At 69.5% G+C, this 17,892-nt stretch carries 8 protein-coding genes and 2 pseudogenes; 4 read left to right on the top strand and 6 right to left on the bottom strand.

What is annotated here, in order from left to right; translation table 11 throughout:
• Position 1: 1 nt before the first annotated feature.
• The 5 genes and pseudogenes from OHS81_RS02805 to OHS81_RS02790 all read right to left on the bottom strand — a co-directional run bounded on the left by OHS81_RS02805 (position 2) and on the right by OHS81_RS02790 (position 7,069).
• Positions 2 to 3,157 carry an amino acid adenylation domain-containing protein gene (locus tag OHS81_RS02805; protein WP_328382091.1) on the bottom strand — a complete coding sequence of 1,052 codons (3,156 nt, stop codon included), beginning with the start codon at positions 3,155 to 3,157 and terminating at the stop codon, positions 2 to 4.
• A 55-nt stretch (positions 3,158 to 3,212) separates the two neighbouring features.
• Positions 3,213 to 4,448, bottom strand: a complete 1,236-nt coding sequence (locus OHS81_RS02800) for a cytochrome P450 (RefSeq protein WP_328382089.1) — start codon at positions 4,446 to 4,448, stop codon at positions 3,213 to 3,215.
• Positions 4,445 to 5,065 (bottom strand): condensation domain-containing protein, encoded by a 621-nt coding sequence (locus OHS81_RS02795; RefSeq protein WP_328382087.1) that lies wholly within the window; start codon positions 5,063 to 5,065, stop codon positions 4,445 to 4,447. Before OHS81_RS02795 ends, OHS81_RS02800 begins: the two co-directional genes overlap by 4 nt.
• Before the next feature lie 25 nt (positions 5,066 to 5,090).
• Positions 5,091 to 5,300, bottom strand: a pseudogene (locus OHS81_RS37330) (hypothetical protein); the annotation flags it as partial.
• On the bottom strand, positions 5,297 to 7,069 hold the full coding sequence (locus tag OHS81_RS02790) for a non-ribosomal peptide synthetase (RefSeq protein WP_328382085.1): 1,773 nt from the start codon (positions 7,067 to 7,069) through the stop codon (positions 5,297 to 5,299). The gene OHS81_RS02790 and the pseudogene OHS81_RS37330, both read right to left, overlap by 4 nt.
• 1,157 nt (positions 7,070 to 8,226) lie before the next feature.
• On the opposite strand from OHS81_RS02790, the pseudogene OHS81_RS02785 reads away from it, so the two are divergent.
• A pseudogene (locus OHS81_RS02785) lies at positions 8,227 to 8,451 on the top strand (IS30 family transposase); the annotation flags it as partial.
• A gap of 470 nt (positions 8,452 to 8,921) precedes the next feature.
• On the opposite strand, the gene OHS81_RS02780 reads toward OHS81_RS02785, so the two are convergent.
• Positions 8,922 to 13,022 (bottom strand): polymorphic toxin-type HINT domain-containing protein, encoded by a 4,101-nt coding sequence (locus OHS81_RS02780; RefSeq protein WP_328390857.1) that lies wholly within the window; start codon positions 13,020 to 13,022, stop codon positions 8,922 to 8,924.
• A 345-nt stretch (positions 13,023 to 13,367) separates the two neighbouring features.
• Here OHS81_RS02780 and OHS81_RS02775 point away from each other — a divergent pair, with 345 nt between their 5' ends.
• From OHS81_RS02775 to OHS81_RS02765, 3 genes are all read left to right on the top strand, one after another.
• Positions 13,368 to 13,871, top strand: coding sequence for a hypothetical protein (locus OHS81_RS02775; RefSeq protein WP_328382083.1), 504 nt, complete (start codon positions 13,368 to 13,370; stop codon positions 13,869 to 13,871).
• Between the two features lie 167 nt (positions 13,872 to 14,038).
• Positions 14,039 to 15,649, top strand: a complete 1,611-nt coding sequence (locus tag OHS81_RS02770; RefSeq protein WP_328382082.1) for a S1 family peptidase — start codon at positions 14,039 to 14,041, stop codon at positions 15,647 to 15,649.
• A 297-nt stretch (positions 15,650 to 15,946) separates the two neighbouring features.
• Positions 15,947 to 17,659: a trypsin-like serine peptidase gene (locus tag OHS81_RS02765; RefSeq protein WP_328382081.1), complete on the top strand. Its 1,713-nt coding sequence runs from the start codon at positions 15,947 to 15,949 to the stop codon at positions 17,657 to 17,659.
• Positions 17,660 to 17,892: the final 233 nt, after the last annotated feature.

The raw sequence follows: 17,892 nt of genomic DNA, 5'->3' as shown, positions 1-17,892 counted from the left end.
CTCAGAACACCGACCCGCGCGGGTCGGCGGCCAGCGCGGCCAGTGCCTCCTGGTAGGCGATCGCTGTGCGGTGGAGGTCTTCCGCGTCCCACAGCGCGCAGTCGCCCGTGAGCTCGACGCGCATGCCGTCCCCGACGGCGTCCAGCGCGACGTCGACCACCAGCGGGTAGCTCGACTTGTCCCACATACGGGTCGCGCCGACACGCGGGCGTTCCTGGTGCGAGTCCAGTCCCGCCCATAGGCGGAAGTGCGCGAAGTTGAGGACCACGTCGAACAGCGGCCGACCGGCCAACTCCCGGATCGCGGGGTACGGGAAACGGCGGAACGGCAGCACGGCCCGCTCCTCGTCGAAGGCCCGCCGTGCCAGGCCGTCCCACGTCACGTCGGTCAGGTCTGCGGACACCGGCACGATGTTGAGGAACAGCCCGACCAGCCGGTCGGCCCCGACGACTTCGGGTCGGCCGTTGAGCTGGAGCCCGGAGACCGGCCGGTCGGAACCGGTCTGTGCGCCGACCACCGACAGGTGCGCCGCCAGAACCAGACTCTTCAGCGGGAGGCGCAGGCCGGCGGAGGCCTTCTCCAGCGCGGTGCGCAACGAACCGGGCAGCGGCCGGGAGACCCGGCGGCGATCCGCGCCCCGGCTCGCCGCGCCCGGCCTCAGGGGCGTCGGCTTGAGGCTGGAGCAGCGCTCGCTCCAGAAGGCGCGCGCCTCCCGCGACTCCAGCATCTGCTGCTCCAACCGGACGAATTCCGCGTAGGGCACAGCCGGTTGGCGGGGCACCGGAGTGCGGCCGTCTCGGGCCTCGGCGTACGCGGCGACGAGGTCGGACAGGAAGACCGTGTCGCTCCAGCCGTCCATCACGGCGTGGTGGAAGCCGTACACCAGCCAGAACGAGGCGTCGTCCCGAGCCGCGGCGTACACGCGCATCAGCGGGGCCTCGGCCACGTCGAAACGGCGGCCGGCGGAGGCCGCGATCCGGGCGAGTTCCTTCTCCTCCTGCTCGGCGTCGAGCCCGCGCAGGTCGTCGAGGACGAGCAGGAGGCGCGGCTCGGGCTCGACGACCTGGCGGGGGCCGGTCGCGGCGCCGAGGTCGAAGCGGGTGCGCAGCACCTCGTGCGTGGTAGCCACCACGTGGAGCGCGGTCCGCAACGCGGCGGCGTCGAGCGGCGCCTCGATCCGGTGAGCCATCACATCGTGGTAGAGGGCTCCGCCCGTGGCTGACGCCTCGAAGATCAGACCGAGCTGGAGCCGGGTCGCCGGACACGAGGTCTCCCGCGCCGGGACGGGCGAGCCGTCCGGCGTCCCGGGAACACCGGCGGCCGCCGCGGCGACACGGCTCGCCGCCGGAACGTCGGGCACGGCGGTGCCGGCCGCGGCGACCTCGGCGGCTTCCTCGTCAGGGGGGCAGACGTGCCGCAGGACCGGGTTTTCGAACATGTCGACCAGTGAGACCTGTACGCCGCGCTCCTCGGCGTCGGCGATCGCACGGATGGCGAGCATGGAGTCACCGCCGAGCGCGAAGAAGTCGTCGTCCGGACCGACCTTCGGAACGCCCAGAACGTCGGCCCAGATCTCGGCGAGGACCGTCTCGTTGCGGCCGCGCAGCACCGCGTCCCCGGCTCCCGGGGCGGGGACCGGGGCGGGGACCGGGCGTTCGCGGAGCCGGCCGCGGTCCAGCTTGCCCGACGGAGTGCGCGGCAGAGCGTCCACCAGCACGACCCGGGACGGCACGAGGTATCCGGGCAGCGTCGCGGCCAGAGCGGCACGCAGACCGGAGGGGTCGGCGTGGTGACCGGGCTCGGCGACGACGTAGGAGATGAGCTGTTTGCCGCCGTCCGGCGACGCCGCCGCGACCGTCCCGGCGTCCCGCACCCCCGGCAGAGCCAGCAGGGCCGCCTCCACCTCCTGGGGCTCGATGCGGAAGCCGTTGACCTTCACCTGATCGTCAACTCTGCCCACGAACTCGATGACGCCGTCGGAGCGTCGGCGGCCGAGGTCCCCGGTGCGATACATGCGGGCGCCGGGTACCCCGGCGAACGGGTCGGGCAGGAAGGAGCGCGCGGTCAGGCCGGGGCGCCCCAGATAGCCGCGGGTCACCCCTCGGCCGCCGATCCACATCTCGCCCCGCTGCCCGGCCGGTACCGGCGCGAGCTCGGCGTCGAGCAGATGGACGGCAACGGAGCCGAGCGGGCGGCCCACCGGGATGGCGCCGTCCGCGCCGTCCGCGACCGCCACCCGGTGGGCGGTGGCGAAGGTCGTGGTCTCGGTCGGACCGTAGCCGTTGACGAGGACCACCGGCCGGGAGAGCACTGCACGGTGTGCCAGGAAGGAGGTGGCGCGTTCAGTGGACAGCACGTCGCCGCCGACCACCACACGCCGGACGCCGTCGAGGATGCTGATCCGGCCGCGCACCACCTCGTGAAAGAGCGCGGGCGTCAGGAAGAGCGTGCTGACCGCGTGCTCGCGCAGCAGGTCACCGAGTTCCTCGATCGCCTGGTAGGAGGCCACGGGCAGCACGAGGCGGGCCCCGTTGGTGAGCGCGCCCCAGATCTCGAAGGCGGAGGCGTCGAAGGCGACCGGGGCGAGCTGGAGGAACGTCTCGTCCTCGGAGAAATCGGCGTAGTCCTGGCCGCTCACCAGGCCGAGGGCGTTGCGGTGGGTGACGACCACGCCCTTGGGCCGACCGGTGGAACCGGACGTGTACAGGACGTAGGCGGCGCCGTCGGCCGGCACCTCGGGCCGACGTACCGGTATGTCGCCCGCCCCCTCCGGCCCGCCCGGGGTGACGTGGACCGGGCCGTCGGGCAGTTCGGCGCCCGCCGGGGCGATCACGGCGGCGGCACCGCAGTCGTCGAGCAGGAAGCGGACCCGCTCGGCCGGGTAGTCCGGCGGGACAGGCACGAAGGCGGCGCCGGCCCGCAGCACGGCCAGCATCGACACGATGAGGTCAGCGGACCGTTCGAGGCGGATCGCCACCCGCTGCTCGGGGCGGACGCCGAGGCGCAGGAGCCGGGCGGACAGCGTGTCCGCGCGGCGCAGCAGTTCGGCATAGCTGATCCGCTCGTCCTGGAAGACCAGGGCGATGCGCTCGGGGGCGTGGCGTGCAAGGTCGGCGACGCGGCCGTGAAGGGTGTCCTGGGTGGGTTGACCGGGCATGCGGATGCGCTCCCGTTCGTGTCGAGGGCTGTGGATGGTGTGTCTGGTCGCCGGATCAGGCGGGAAGCATCAGTATGGGAAGGCCGGCGGAGCCGCCGACGAAGGCGGAGTAGACCGGCGTGGCCGGTCCGGCCGGCCGCAGCTCCGCCACCTGGTCGCGCAGCTCGCCGAGCAGGATCTCCAGTTCCCCGCGGGCCATCCGCGCGCCGAGGCAGAAGTGCGGGCCGTGGGCGAACGTCAGGTGCCGGTTGGGCTGCCGCCCGACGTCGAAGCGGTCCGGCTCGGTGAACTCCCGTTCGTCGTGGTTGGCGGAGGGAATCCACACGGTCGCCACGTCCCCCGCCGCCAGCGACCGTCCGTGCAGGTCGATGTCCTCGGTCAGGGAGCGGCCCAGGTGGAGAACGGGGCTGGTCCCGCGCAGCACTTCCTCCACCGCGTCGCTGAGCCCGACCTCACCGTCGCGCAGCCGGCGCCACTGTTCCGGGTTTTCGGCCAGCGCCCGGATGCCGCCGATCATCGCGAGCCGGGTGGTCTCGTCACCGCCGAGGATGAGGCTGTAGCAGTTGAGGACGACCTCGTCCTCGCTCAGCCGCTCCTCGTCGATGCCACTGTCGGCCAGCAGGGACAGCGCGTCGCGGCCGGGGCTCGCAGCGCGGGTGCGGGCGAGTCTGGCGAAGTACAGCAGCAGTTGGGCCTGAGCCAGCCGGGCCTGTCGAGTGGCCGGTACCGGTTCGTGCGAGGCCAGCGCGAGGCTGGTCTGCGCCAGCACGAACGGCCGGTCGGCCTCCGGCACGTCGAGCATCGTGCAGATCGCACCGAGCGGGATGTGCGCCGCGATGTCTCGGGCGGCGTCGACGGGCTCACCGGCCGCACCACGCAGGACGGCCGCCGCCAGCAGCCGCCGGGTGGTTGTGCGGACGTGGTCGCCGATCTCGTTCAGCGCCTCGGCGGTGAACGCCCGGCGCATCCGGGTGCGCAGGACGGTGTGCCGTGGCGCGTCGCTGACCACCAGCATTCGGTTGCCCGCCGAGTCGCCGTCGCCGAGCAGCGTGGTGAGCATGTTGCCGCGCGCCGAGGAGAACCGGGCGGTGTCCCGGCTCACGCGCAGGGCGTCCGCGTGCCGGCTCAGCACCCAGAATCCCCGGTCACGCCCCGGGGGCGGCTCGTGCCAGGCGACGGGTTCGTCCCTCCGCAACCGGGCAAAGAGGGGACGCACGTCGCGTTCCGCGTGGGTCCGCGGATCGGTGAGGTCGACTCCGGCGAGTACGGAGGAGGCCGGGATGATGCTCACTGTGTCCGGTTTCCCCGGATGCTGAGCGGGCGGATGTCCGGCCAGTGCTCGTCCACCCAGCTCTCGCATTGGTCCGCGGAGCCGGCCTCGCGCCGGCCGGCGGGTGCGGGGAACTCCTGGGGGACGATCGCATGCTGGTCCTCGTCGTTGACGACGACGCGGAACGCCGGGCCTTCGGTCATCGGGACTCCAACGGTGGGCAGCGGGCGCAGCCGCTCGATCCGGGCGTCGAGCAGTGCCGTGTAGGCGCTGGTGCGGTGCTCCTCGTGTTCCCAGGCGGCGAAGTCGGCGTGCTGGAGCGCGGGTGGCGGCAGGTCCGGTTCGGTGCCGGCCGCAGCCGCCGCGTACAGCTGTAACAGCTCCTCGACCAGGACCGACAGCGACCAGCCGTCCACTGAGATGTGGTGGAGACAGATCAGCAGGAGATCCTCGCCGGCCGGGGCGTGCCACAGGGAGCAGCGCAGCGGCGGTTCCGCGGTCAGTCGGAAGGGTTCCGCGGCGGCTGTGGTTGCTTCCCGGACGGCCCGTTCCGCGGCCTGCGGCACGCCGGTGAGGTCGACCACCCCGAAGCGGTGCCGGGCCCGGTGGCAGGATCCGCTGCACCGGTTCGTCGTCACGCAGCGGGTAGTGGGTGCGCAGTGGTTCGTGCCGGGCCGGCAGAGCCGCCAGGGCGGTGCGGAGGGCCGGCCCAGCGACCCGTCGCGGGAAGCGCAGGAGAAGCGGTACGGCGGAGGCGGAGAGGTTGGGGTCGGCGGCGTGTGAGAACCACAGGCCCCGTTGCGACGATGAGAGGGGTGCCTCGACGACGCCGCGCCGACGCAGGTCAGGGCGGCGGTCGGTGGCGGGGATCACGCGGGGAGCTCGGCGAGCTGTGCGGCGAGCAGGCAGGCGAATTCCGCCATGCTGTCGGCGAAGAGCAGGTCCGCCGGATTGAGCTCGACGCCGAACCGGTCGCGCAGCCGTGCGGTGGCCTGCAACGCCAGGATGGAGTTGCCGCCGAGATCCAGAAAGTTTTCGTCCGGGCCGACGCCCGGGAGCTGGAGGAGGTCCGCCACGACAGCGCGTACGGCCGTGAGCGGGTCGTTCTCGTCGCCGTCCGCGGGGACGGCGTCGCCGGGTGCCGGGGTCCCGTCGGCGGATCCCGGCTCCGGCAGCCGGCCGCGGTCGATCTTCCCGGTGACGTGCATCGGCATCTCGGCCATGACGATCCAGCGGCCGGGCACCATGTACGCGGGCAGCGCCTCGCGGACCGCGACCGCGAGGCGGTCGGTCAGGTCGTCGGCCTGTGCTGCGGCACCAGCGGCGGGTCGCACGTAGGCCACGAGGCCGGCCCTGGCGCCCTCCCCGGTCTTCTCCACCGCCACGGCGGATGCCATACCCGTGGCCATGAGGGCGAGTTCGACCTCTTCGGGCTCGATGCGGAAGCCCCGCAGCTTGATCTGCCGGTCGATCCGCCCCAGGAACTCCAGCGCGCCGTCGGGGCGGCACCGGACCAGGTCCCCGGTGCGGTAGACGCGTTCGCCGCCGGGCAGGGTGACGAACTTGCGGGCCGTCAGGGCCGGGTCGCCGAGGTATTCGGTGGCCAGCTGTGGTCCGCTGACACAGAGTTCACCGTCCTCGCCCGTCGGGACGGGCCGCGCGTCGGCGTCCAGGACGTGCAGGGTGCCCGGCTGGATGGGGAAGCCGATCGGGACACGAGTGACCTCCGTCGTCGACCGTGCCGTGCACACGAAGGCGGAGACCATGGTGGTGGCTTCGGTGGGACCATAGGTGTTCACCAGCCGGCGCGGCGGTTCGGCCGCGCACACCCGGCGGATCGTCACGGCGTCGGCCTGCTCGCCGCCGAACAGCAAGGTGTCCAGAGAGCGGAAGGCGGTCGGGTCCTCGCGGGCGATCATGTCGAACAGCGTGGTGGTCAGCATCATGGCGGTGATGCGGTGCTCGCGCAGCAGCCCGTCCCACGCCTGTACCGGGATGCTCGCGGGGTGGGGCAGGACGACCAGCGTCGCCCCGGCCACCAGGGTGTTCCAGATCTCGAAGGTCGTGATGTCGAACGCCGGGCTGGACAGGCCCGCCACCCGGTCTCCGGGACCGAGCGGGCAGTAGTGCGACGAACGGACGTAGGAGGCGACCGCGCGATGGCTGATCACCGCGCCCTTGGGGCGGCCGGTGGAACCGGAGGTGTACCCGACGAACATCGGTTTCCCGGCGTCGGTTCGGGCCGGAGCCGGCGGCCGAGAGGCTGGGGCCGCATCGGGCAGAGCCACCACTGCCGGGCCTGCCGGCGGCATCCAGCGGGTGCCCGGCCCTCGGACGACGGCGCGTGGCGCGCAGTCCTCCACCATGGTCCGCAGCCGCGCCTCGGGTACTGCTGGATCCAGCGGTACGTACGCGGCGCCCGCTCGCAGAACTCCCAGTGCGGCGACCGGCAGTTCGACGGACCGTTCCACCGCCAGGGCGACCAGGTCTCCCGGTGCCACCCCGGCCTCCGCGAGCGCCGCGGCCATCCAGCCGGCACGTTCCCACAGGTCGGCATAGGTCAGTGATCTGCCGGTGGTGTCGCGCAGCGCGCATTCCTCGGGCTGTTCCCTCACGCGGCGGGCGACCAAGGCGCTGATCACGGATTCGCCGGCGAAGTAATTCGCATGTTCACAAGCGTCAACGACGCAGTCAGCGGACCGCAAAGTCGCCCCTCAGGCAGATCATCTTCTCGGCTCGAGCCATCTTTGATGGAGCCGCGACCATCTGTCCAACGGTTTTACGAAGACACCCCACGGCGTGTCCGAAACATCCGCGGTGAGCCGGAGTCGGGGCAGGTGACGGTGACCGCAGCTCGGTAGTGGTGACCTCGTGAGTCGTAGCCGGCAGAGGGCTTCGGCCGCCGCGAAATGCCATCCGGCACGACGGCTGCCGGACTGACGTATCGCGGCATGCACATGGAGCTCAGGGCGCTGTGATGAGGCCTCCGCCCAGTCGGTGGTGGACGCCTGCGTCCGTGAGAGGGCGCGGACGGCCGAGCCGTCGTAGCGGAAGCTCACACCGCGGGCGCCCCCTGGTGACTTGGAGGCCCGCTGGGAGACCGTTGATGCACAGGTCGCGTGAGGTGTTTGTCCGAGAAAATCCGCTGGACCCATCGTGAGTACCGGATCCATCGTGAGTACCGGACCCATCGTGAGTAGGGGCTGTTGGTGCGGGGCCGGCCGCGCGGTTCAAGGTGTCGCGGTGGACGGTGCGGCAGGCGATCGGGTCGCCGTTGCCGCCGAAGCGGAAGTCGCCGCCGCGTCCGAGTGTGCTGGAGCCGGTGAAGGGTTATCGACGGGATGCTGCGCGAGGACCCGGACGCGCCGCTGGAACAGAGGGACATGATCGAGCGGATCACGGAGCCGTCTGGCCGCGGAGTACGACGTTGAGCCGGCACGGCAGAACTCGGTGTGGGAGTACGTGGCCAGGCGGCGTCCGGAGGCCAAGGCGGAGGCCCTTGCGGGGGGGGGAGGCATCTGGAGGGTGTGGTCCCGCAGGCGAAACGGCCCGGGGGAGGCGGAGGTCGACTTCGCGGACTTCTGGCTGGACCTGGCCGGACAGCGCCGCAAGGTGGCTGGCGTCGACGAGGATCTCCGCCGCGGGTCGGTCGGCCAGCGCCCGGGAGACCAGTTCTCGATCAGCCGGTCATCCACCACCTTCGACGGCTGCGGCTCAGACGACTCGATGATCTCGACCTCGGTGGCGTTCTCACTGGTCATCGGTGCATCTTCCTTGATCGGGAGTTACACCGAACGGCACGGATATTCCGGTCTACTTCTGCGACCCGGCCAGCCCCTGGCAGCGCGGATCGAACGAGAACACCAACAGCCTGCTGCGGCAGTACTTCCCCAAGGGCACCGACCTGTCCGTCCACGACCCCGAGCAGCTGACCGCCGTCGCCGCCGAACTCAACAGCCGCCCACGCAAAACGCTCGACTGGGAAACCCCAGCCGAGCGCCTGCATAAACTGCTCGCGGCCTGACCAACCAACCACGTGTTGCAACGACCCCTGGAATCCACTGCATCCAGGCGGGGCTTCTCGACTACCCTCTCAGAATCAACACGGAATCCCGATGCGGGACTTCCGCCCCTTCTTCAACGGTTTCCCTGGGATGCGACCAGATGCTGTAGCTGAGACACGCCACGAGACCGTCACCGCGGTCCGACTTCAGTGCCAGACAGTGAACCCGCGAGGCCTGGGACTCCCGCACTTCGGAGAATTTCAGCATCTCCTCGGTATCCGCCGGTCCAGCGAGGGCAATGCTGAGCGGCCTGTATACGGTTTTGAGCCTCATTCCCACCACTCCATAGAAGGTCACTTCGATGAAGTCACGCTCTGCTTCGGAGTCGATACTTCGAAGCTTCAGCTCCGAATGCCCGATGCTGTATCGCCACGGCCGGAACTTACGGTCGAACGAGATGGGCAGAGTCGCAGTGGGCTGCTGCCCTCCCTCAGTGTGCGAAGGGGTTGGCATCGGGAACTCCGTTTCTGTAGAACGTCACGCGAGGCCAGATGCTCGGGTTGTCCTGGATCAAGCTTAGCTCCCAAGCGGTCGCGTGCCCATCGAAGACCGGATCCATACCCTTGCCCTTGCGAGCGAGTGCCACGGGGTCGTCGATTCCGTCCAAGTTGAAGTGGATCGGTGTCTTTCCGTCATTGATGTAGCTCTTGAGTTCGGAGACCCAGTTGTCGCCGGCCGACGGCCAATCGTGATACGACTTCGCGTCAATGGAGTCCGCGAATTCATGGAGAGCCATCGGGTCTGCATCAACTTCACTGAGGCCGAGAGCAATTCCTCCGCAACGGTTGGAATTATGGACCAATACGGAGGTCTGGCCGGCCATCACGTAGTACGTGTGGAGATCTTCGACGGTGAGGTTGTAGGTGCGTGCGTGTTTTTCGAAGGGACGGTTGGACTGGACGCGGACGGTGCTTCCGTCGTTGCTCAGGAGGCTGGTGCCCGGGGTGAGTTCGTTTGCCGGGAGCCAGCGGTGTTGTGACGGGCTCCAGAAGGGGTGTTCGTAGGTGGCGGTAAGTTTCCGGGGGCCGTTGGGGGTGGTGAGCGTCAGTTCGTTGAAGTGCTTGTCGTCTTCGGTGACGATGAGGCGCGTGACCTTGCGGGGCGCGGTTCTCCCTGTCTCAGGGTCGGTCGCAAGGACCTTGTCACCTGGTCTGACGTCCTCGATGGGGCGTGTCGAGGAGTCGCCCATCAGCACTCCGGTGCCGGCCAGGAAGCACTGGGTGCACCCTCTCTGGAGGAACCGCAACGCCTGGTATGACCGTGAGAGGAGTTTGAGTTTGGAGCCGAAGGCGGCGTCCTGCATGAGTTGCGTGCAAGATTCGAGGTCGCCTGTTTGCAGGCATTCCTGGAGCATGCCGATGCCGAGGAGGTCTTTCTCGAACCGCCATATTTTTTCGAGGCCGGGTTCGAGCTTGTACCCGGCGGAGAGGATGGTGCAGTAGCCCCAGTTGCGTACACACCAGCTGGGGAAGTTGTGAGCGGCGTCGCAGCCCATGACGCCGCACATGTACTGGTCCCGGGCGATCTTTCCGGGATCCGTGGCGGCCTTTTTCTTGGCTTCGGCCGCGGCCTTGCGCTGGGCTTCCGCTTCGGCCTTGGCCTTGTCGACGGCGATGCTGAAGGCCTCGTAGGCCGCCTTGTTGGCGGCGGTGGCGTCCTTGCCCGCTGCGGTGGCGGAGATGCGGGCGCGGCGTGCCTCGGCCCATGCGGTGTTGGCGGAGACATGCGCCAGCTGTGCCGAGACCGAGGCGTCGGCAGCCGAGGTGGCTGCGCTGGATGCGGCGTGGTTGGCCTCGGCCTCGGCCTTGCGGGCGGTCTTGGCGGACTCGGCGGCACGCGCCGCGGAGGCTTCGGCCTCCTTGGCGGACTTCGCCGCGTCGGCGGCGGAATTCTTTGCCGAAGCGGCCGAATCCTGGGCCTGCTTGGCGTACTTCTTCGCCTCTTCGTCCTTCCTCGCCGCCAGAGCGGCGACTCTGCGGGCCTCGGCGGCGCTCTGCTGGGCGGTGGCCGCGTTCCGGGCGGCTTCGGCGATCAGCTGCTGGACGCGCGCCTTGTGGGTGGCGGCCAGCAGGTCTTTGCGCTGGGCGGTGTACTGCCCGGTTTCGATGAAGGAGTGCAGCAGCTGCGGCGGGCTCTCCAGGGCGATGCGGCCCGCGGACTTCAACTCCGGCTCGCCGCTGTTGATCAGCTGGCCGGCCCGGACCCGCTCGTCCTGCGTGCGGGCGGTGTACTGCCCGGTGGCCAGGAATTCGCAGTACTTCTCGGTGGACCCGGAGTTCAGCGCGGCCCTGCCCGCCTCCTGCACCCCGGGGCCGCCACGATTGATGACCTGCGCGATCTCGACACGGAAGTCCGCCGCACCGGCCTGGAACTGACCGTCCGACAAAAACGCACCGACCTGCGCTGCGTCCCCCTTGAGGGCCTGCTCGGCGGCGTCACGCACCGGCTCCAGAGGACTCTCCTCGGCCAGCCGCCCGACATCGACCCGGTCGTCCTGCTGGAGCGCTTCCTTCCACCGGGTTCGTACGTATTCGGCGACTTCGGCATCCGAACCGCCCAGGGCCGCCTCGGCGGCCGCCCGGCTCCACGGACCGCCGGACTTCATCGCCAGCAGCGCGACCTTCCGGCCCTTGACCACGACGTCCTTGACGTCGGCACCGTCCTGGCCGGCTTCGGCGGCCAGGCGCTGCGCGTCGGCCTGGAATTTCTTGAGCTCCCCGGCCGCCGCGCTGCGGTCCGCCTGCAACTCGTCGTTGTCCGCCGTGAGGTCCTTGGCCCGCTCGATCCCCTCGTTGGTCCGGGTCAGGATCTCCGCGGTCTCGAACTCCCGCGCCAGGCTGTAGATGTCCTTCGCCTTGTCGACCGCCGCACTCGCGGCGTCGGCCTCCTGCTGAGCGGCCTTGGCGTGGGCATCGGACTTCGTCGCCGCACTCGCGGCCTCACCGGCCTGATCGGCAGCCTCCTCTGCGGCCTTGGCCGCCGCATTGGCGTGCTGGGCGGCCGACCGGGCGGCATCACGCGCCTGGCCCGCGGCGGTTGCGGCCTTGCGTGCCAGAGACGTCGCAGCGTTCGCGGCACGGGTGGCCTCATCCGCATGCCGGCGCGCCTGGGCCGCCGCACGCCGCGCCTCGGCGGCACGCGCATCCGACTGACCGGCGTAATTCCCCGCCTCCTCCGCGGCGTTGGCCGCTGACTGGGCATTGGCCCCGGCCGCGACGGCATCCTGCGCCGCATTCCCGGCCTCCGTCGCGGCCTTGTGCGCCTCATCGGCGGCATCAGCCGCAAGGTCAGCCCCCTTGGCAGCCGACCGTGCCACCTCGGCCGCCTTACGCGCAGCAGAAGCATTCGCAGCATTGGTGGCGGCAGCAGCCGCCGCACCCCGCGCACGGGAAGCGGCCTGCGACGCACCCGCCGCAGCGGACGCCGCCTGCGCCGCAGCATGCGCCGCCACACGGGCCGAATGCGTGGCCGCACGAGCCGCCCCGATCGCCTCCTGCGCGGCAGACGCAGCCTGCGAAGCCGCCGAAGCCGCCCGCTGCGCCGCGCCGGCCGCCTTCTGGGAGTCGTCCTTGGCCGCCGCAGCCTCGGTGGCTGCCGTCTTCGCAGCCTGCTTCGCCAGCTCCGAAGCCGTCACGGCGTGCGCGGATGCCTTCTTGGCCGCCTCCGTCTCCGACTTCGCCCGCCGGCCCGCCTCCCGAGCCTGATCCGCCAGCTCCGTAACCGAGGTCTGCTCCTCGTCACGGGCACGTGCCACGAACTGGCCGACCTCGAGGAACTCACGAATATCGTCCGGGGTGCCGTTGAGCGCAATCCGGCCGGCGGTACGGACCTCCGGACCGCCGGAATTCAGAATCTGCGCGAGTTCGACCCGCTGATCCCCGTCGCGCTCCGAGTACCGGCCCTCTTCCAGGAATTTCCGGACATCCTCAGCTGTTCCGTTGAGCGCGGCATGCCCGGCTTTCTGAACGCCGGGTCCGCCGTCGTTGATGACCTGGGCGACCCGGACCCGCTGATCTTCAGCAAGCGGACCCTGCCAGCCGCTTTCCAGAAATGCTTTCAGCTTGTCCGAATTCTGGCCGAGTGCAGTGCGTGCGGCTTCCTGGAGGGCCCGGCCACCCGCGTTCGCTTTCTGGGCGGCGGCCACCCGGTTGTCCTGGAAGGTCTCACCCTCGACCACGGTGAGGAAGTGCATGATGTCGTCATCGGTGCCCGCCAGCGCGACTTCGGCGGCAGCCTTGACGCCCGGCCCTCCGGTCATCCATTGCTCGACGATCCACGCCCGCTTGGCGGAAATCCGCGAGGGGGAAGGCTCCCCGGAGCCTGTGGCTCCGCTCTCCGCCCATGCCGGTGCGGGAGCGAGCAGGCCCGCCAACAATGCGCATAACAGACTCAGGTGCAGCGCGCGTACCGCGCGGTTCGCCCTTTCCCTGGCTCCTCTTGAACGGGTTCTTCGTCTCAAGGAAATACTCTTCCCACTGGCCGGCGGACTTCTTTGCCGGATAACGAATAGAAGTGGGAGGAGCATAACCATGCCGCGCACTGCGGAATCTGCGATATTTCAGGCTGTCCAGCGACGGGAACTGGCCACGGCGGGAAAGTTTCTGCGCCCTGCGGAAATGATGGACGGCAGGAATCTGCCCTCGTAGCCCCCTGCTTCACGGTGACTGCTCACGGCGAAGCGCGGTGGACTTTAGCACGCAAAAGCAGACTGAGGACCCATCAAGTGACTCGCATCACATTGCATCGATTTGGTGCAAACAAGAACTGTCCGATTTCGGCTGTGGTTTCGTGATACCTTCCCCCTCGCTTCTTACGCTGTCATGACAACTACGGGGGACTGCGGATGCGCTGTCACCCCTGCCCGGAAGGACCGCCGGTGAGATCTCGTCCCCGCAGCCTGTTACTTGCTGCCGGCCTGTTCGGCCTGCTCGGCACCGCGCTCGGCCTGCCCTCGCTGAACTCCGCCTCCGCCGCACCGGCAGGGGCGACTGCTGGAGGGGAACCGCCCTCCGCGGTCGAGGAGTTCGACTACCCGGACGCGGCGAAGATCCTCGCGGAGAAGAAGATCAAGCTCCTCAAGGGTGACGGCCACCTCCTGTTCGCCGATTGCGGGAATTCGCCTCAGCAGGTCAAGGTCTGGACGCGCGACGGCGACTTCTGCTTCCTGGCCAACGCCAAGCACGGCTATGTGACCCTGGAGGTCCCCAAGGTGTGGGCCCTGGAGACCGCGAGTCACCCCATCAGCGCCGATGTCACCGCCCGCGGCAAAACCGAGACCGTCAACGTCTCCAAGACCGGCCCCCAGGACGGCTACCAGAGCGTCGGTGAAGGCACGGAGGGCAACCCGGCCGTACTCGTCGAACTCCGCGTCACCGGCTGACCCTCACCGAGAGCCTCACTGGCGCCACACATCGACGCTCGCGCACATCGCCACCGCCACAACGGCGACAACGGCCGGACCTGACCGAGCGCCGCGGCCCCAGTTGCTCCGCCTCCGCCTGCTACGTCCAACGGCAGGACGCAGTAACCGACGTCAAAGGAAGAAACATGGCTGGCATACGTCCGCGCCGAGCGTGGATGACGTTAACGGTGGTCGCCGCAGTGGCGAGCAGCGCGTTGCTCACCGGCTCCGCGCACGCCATCTCGGGAGAGGCCGCGAAGGCCGGCACCTACGCGTTCACCGTGAAGCTCGACATCGAGCGCGACGGCGGCAAGCGCAGTTGTTCCGGCGCGCTGGTCGACAAGCAGTGGGTCCTCTCCGCCGCCCGGTGTTTTGCCGCCGATCCCGGCAAGGACTTCAGGATCGACGAGGGTGCCCCCAAGGGGAAAGCGACGGCGACCATCGGCCGCACCGACCTGTCGGGTACGGCCGGCAGCGTCGCGGACATCGCCGAGCTCGTCCCCTACGCGGGCCGCGACCTGGTGATGGCCCGGCTGGCCCAACCGGTGAGCGGCGTCACCCCGGTGGCCGTGGGTACCAATCCGATCGCCACGGGCGAGCAGTTGAAGGTGGTGGGCTTCGGCCGCACCAAGACCGAGTGGGTCCCGAACAACCTGCATACTGCCTCCTTCACTGTGGACACGGTCGAAGGCACGGCCATCGGTCTCACCGGCAAGGACGCGGCGGTGTGCAAGGGCGACACCGGGGGCCCGGCGCTGCGGGAGAGCGGTGACCGGGTCGAGGTGGTCGCCGTCAACAGCACTTCCTGGCAGGGTGGTTGCCTGGGCACGGACCCGGCCGAGACCCGCACCGGCGCCGTGGACGCCCGGGTGGATGACCTGGGTGCCTGGGTGCAGCAGGTCCGCTACCGGCCGGTCTTCGCCGCCGCGCCGTGGGAGAAGGCCACTCACATCGCCTCGGGGTACTTCACCGGCGGCTCGGCCGGCGGTACCCGGCACATGGACATGATCGTGCGCTGGAACGATGCGGAAGTCACCCTCTACCAGGGCTCCGACGACAAGGACCCCCGCCACCCCTTCGCCGCCGAGTACCAGCTGGCCGAGGCGCCGAAGCCGGGCAAGACCACCATCTGGCAGCACGCCAAGCAGATCACCGGTGCCAGTTTCGGTGGCGGTACGGACGGGCTGGTGGTGCGCTGGGGCGACGGTGAGCTGACGCAGTACACCCACGTCGACGCCGAGGGCTTCCACGGGGAGAAGATGCTCGCCAAGGCCAAGAACACCCTCTGGCCGCACGCCCAGCAGATCACCGCCGGCCGGTACTCGGCCAACCAGCAGCGTGACGACCTGCTCGTGACCTGGGACGACGGCCGAGTCACCCTCCACCCCGACATCGACACCAACGGCGTGGCGGACAAGGCACAGAAGGTGATCGTCAACAAGAACACCACCTGGACGCACGCCACCCAGATCAGCGCCGGGGAGTTCACCGGCACGAAGACCATGGACCTGCTGGTGCGGTGGTCGGACGGCGAGGCCACCCTCTACCCGGGTGTCGACACCGCGGGCTTCCACGGCGAGACCAACGTCCGCCCGAAGAAGTCCTACTGGACGAACACGAACGCGATGGCCGGCGGCGCCTACGCCGCCAACGACCGGGCCAACGATGTCATCATCCCTTGGGCCAACGGGTCGGTCAGCCTCTACCCGGGTGTGGACGCCTCGGGAACACACGAAGAAATCAAGATCGTCAATTGACCGAGGCCGCGTGATGTGACGGGAGGGGCAGCTCCCCGCCGCGTCACGCGGCACCGCGGCACCCGGCCGGCGCGGCCCGGCCGACCCCTCCTTTCCCGTCCCGACACCGCAACGGAAAGCTCCATGAGACGCATATCGTGGATGCGCACCGCCCTTATCGCTCTGTGCGCATCACTGGCCCTCACCGCCCCGGCGGCCGCTCTCCCCCACGAGGGGCCGGGTTCACCCGGAACCGGGCCCGGCCCCGTGAGCCCCACCACCGTTCCACCAGGTACCGGCCACGCCCCTGCACACGGCGTGAGCAAGGAGCAGGTCGACACGGCGCGGGAGGCACAGCGGTACTGGACGCCGGAGCGCATTCGCGCTGCCGTACCGGTGAACGCCGCGCAGTCCGGTAAGACGGATACGCCATCGCGGCCGGGCTCTGGACAGGGGCGGAATCGCTCGCTGGCGAACGAGCCATCCCGCGAGGTGCCCGAGGGGATCGCCACGGTCGGCGTATTCCTGATCCGTACCACCGACGGCTCTCCCACCCCGGACCAGTTCTGCACCGCCAGCGCGGTGGCCTCGTCGACCAAGAGCCTCGTCATCACGGCGGGGCACTGCCTCAAGGGCAACCGCCACCGGGACTTCGCGTTCGTGCCCGGCTACCACACCGGTACATCGACGGCCGGACAAGCAGGGGAAGCTCCCTACGGCATCTTCCCGGCCCAGGAAGGGAAAACCTGGATCGATGCCCGCTACCGAACATCAACTCCCGATGACGATGTCGACTTCGCCTTCCTCAGCGTCGGCCCGAACGCCCGCGGACAGCTCCTGGAGGACGCCGTCGGACGCGGCAACGAACTCACCTCCGTACCCACGGCGAAGCTCGCGCGCAAAGCTGTGACGCTCGTCGGCTACCCCGGGCAGAAGATCCCTCTGCAGTGCACCAATGACACCACCGCCTTCCAAGGCCGGTTCATGGAAATCCGATGCGAGGGCTTCCGCACCGGCGTCAGCGGCGGTCCGTTCCTGGAGAACTTCGACGGCCGACGGGGCAACCTCATCGGCATCATCGGCGGTTACAAGACCGGCGGCCCCTACGATCACACCAGCTACACCTCTCAATTCGACGAGGACGTCTTCCGGCTCTACCGGCAGGCCGTCACAGGCATGCCGTCGGGCCCGGATCCTGACACCGGTACGTCCATGGGCTCCGCCGACACCTGGACCCACGCCAGGGCCATGACGACCGGCCGCTTCCATACCGCCTCTGTGCGCGACGACGTCAGTGACCTGATCGTGCGCTGGTCCGACGGCGAGCTCTCCCTCTACCCGGGTAACGGCGCATACGGGTTCGGCAAGGACATCCAGCTCGTCAAGGACAAGGCATGGCAGCAGGCCGCGGTCATCACCGCCGGCGACTTCACCGGAGACGCGAACTACGACCTCCTGGTCCGCTGGACCGACGGCAGGCTGACCCTTTACAAGGACGTCAACGAAAGCCGCAAGCTGAGGGACAAGGTGGAGCTCAAGGGCCCCAACGACACCTGGACCCACGCGAGCACGATGGCTGCCGGGCGCTTCGGCGGCGGAAACACGCGCAGCGACGACCTCGTGGTCACGTGGACCGACGGTGAAGTGACGCTCTACTCCAACGTCGACGCCAAGGGGCTGCACGCCCAGAAGCAGCTCGTCAAACCACCCGACACCACCTGGCCGCACGCACGGGACGTCGCAGCGGGCGACTTCCGCCCCGCAACGGGAGACCAGGACCTGTTCGTCCGCTGGAGCGACGGCGAGGTCACGGCCTACGAGAACATCGCCACAGAAACCTTCGGGCGCGAACACCGGCTGCTGCCTGCCAAGTCCCCCTGGCGCGAAGTGCTGCTGGCCACCACCGGCACCTTTGGTGGTCCCGCCCTCCAGAACGACCTCGTCGCACTCTGGCCCGGAGGGAAACTCACCCTCCACCCCGACACCACCAGCACGGACCTGCCCGCCGAACGCATCCTCGTGAGCCCGTGACCACAAAGACCTGCACACCGCTGACCAGCTGACGAGACCCCCGCTGACGGGTTGAACAACAACGCGGCAGCCGCACGGTCCCGCGTGTCGTGGCTGTAGCGAGACCGGTCCTGAGAGTTGTCTGCGACAGCCGTCGGCAACTCGAAGGGGAGCGGGCGCCCGTGACACCCGCCCGCCTGCAGCTCCTCCCGGCACTGGGTCAGTGCGGCGAGCCGGAAGGAGAGAACCCCGAC

This window comes from Streptomyces sp. NBC_00400, from assembly GCF_036048035.1.
Classification (GTDB): Bacteria; Actinomycetota; Actinomycetes; order Streptomycetales; family Streptomycetaceae; genus Streptomyces.
This window is presented reverse-complemented; position numbering and strand designations above follow the sequence as displayed.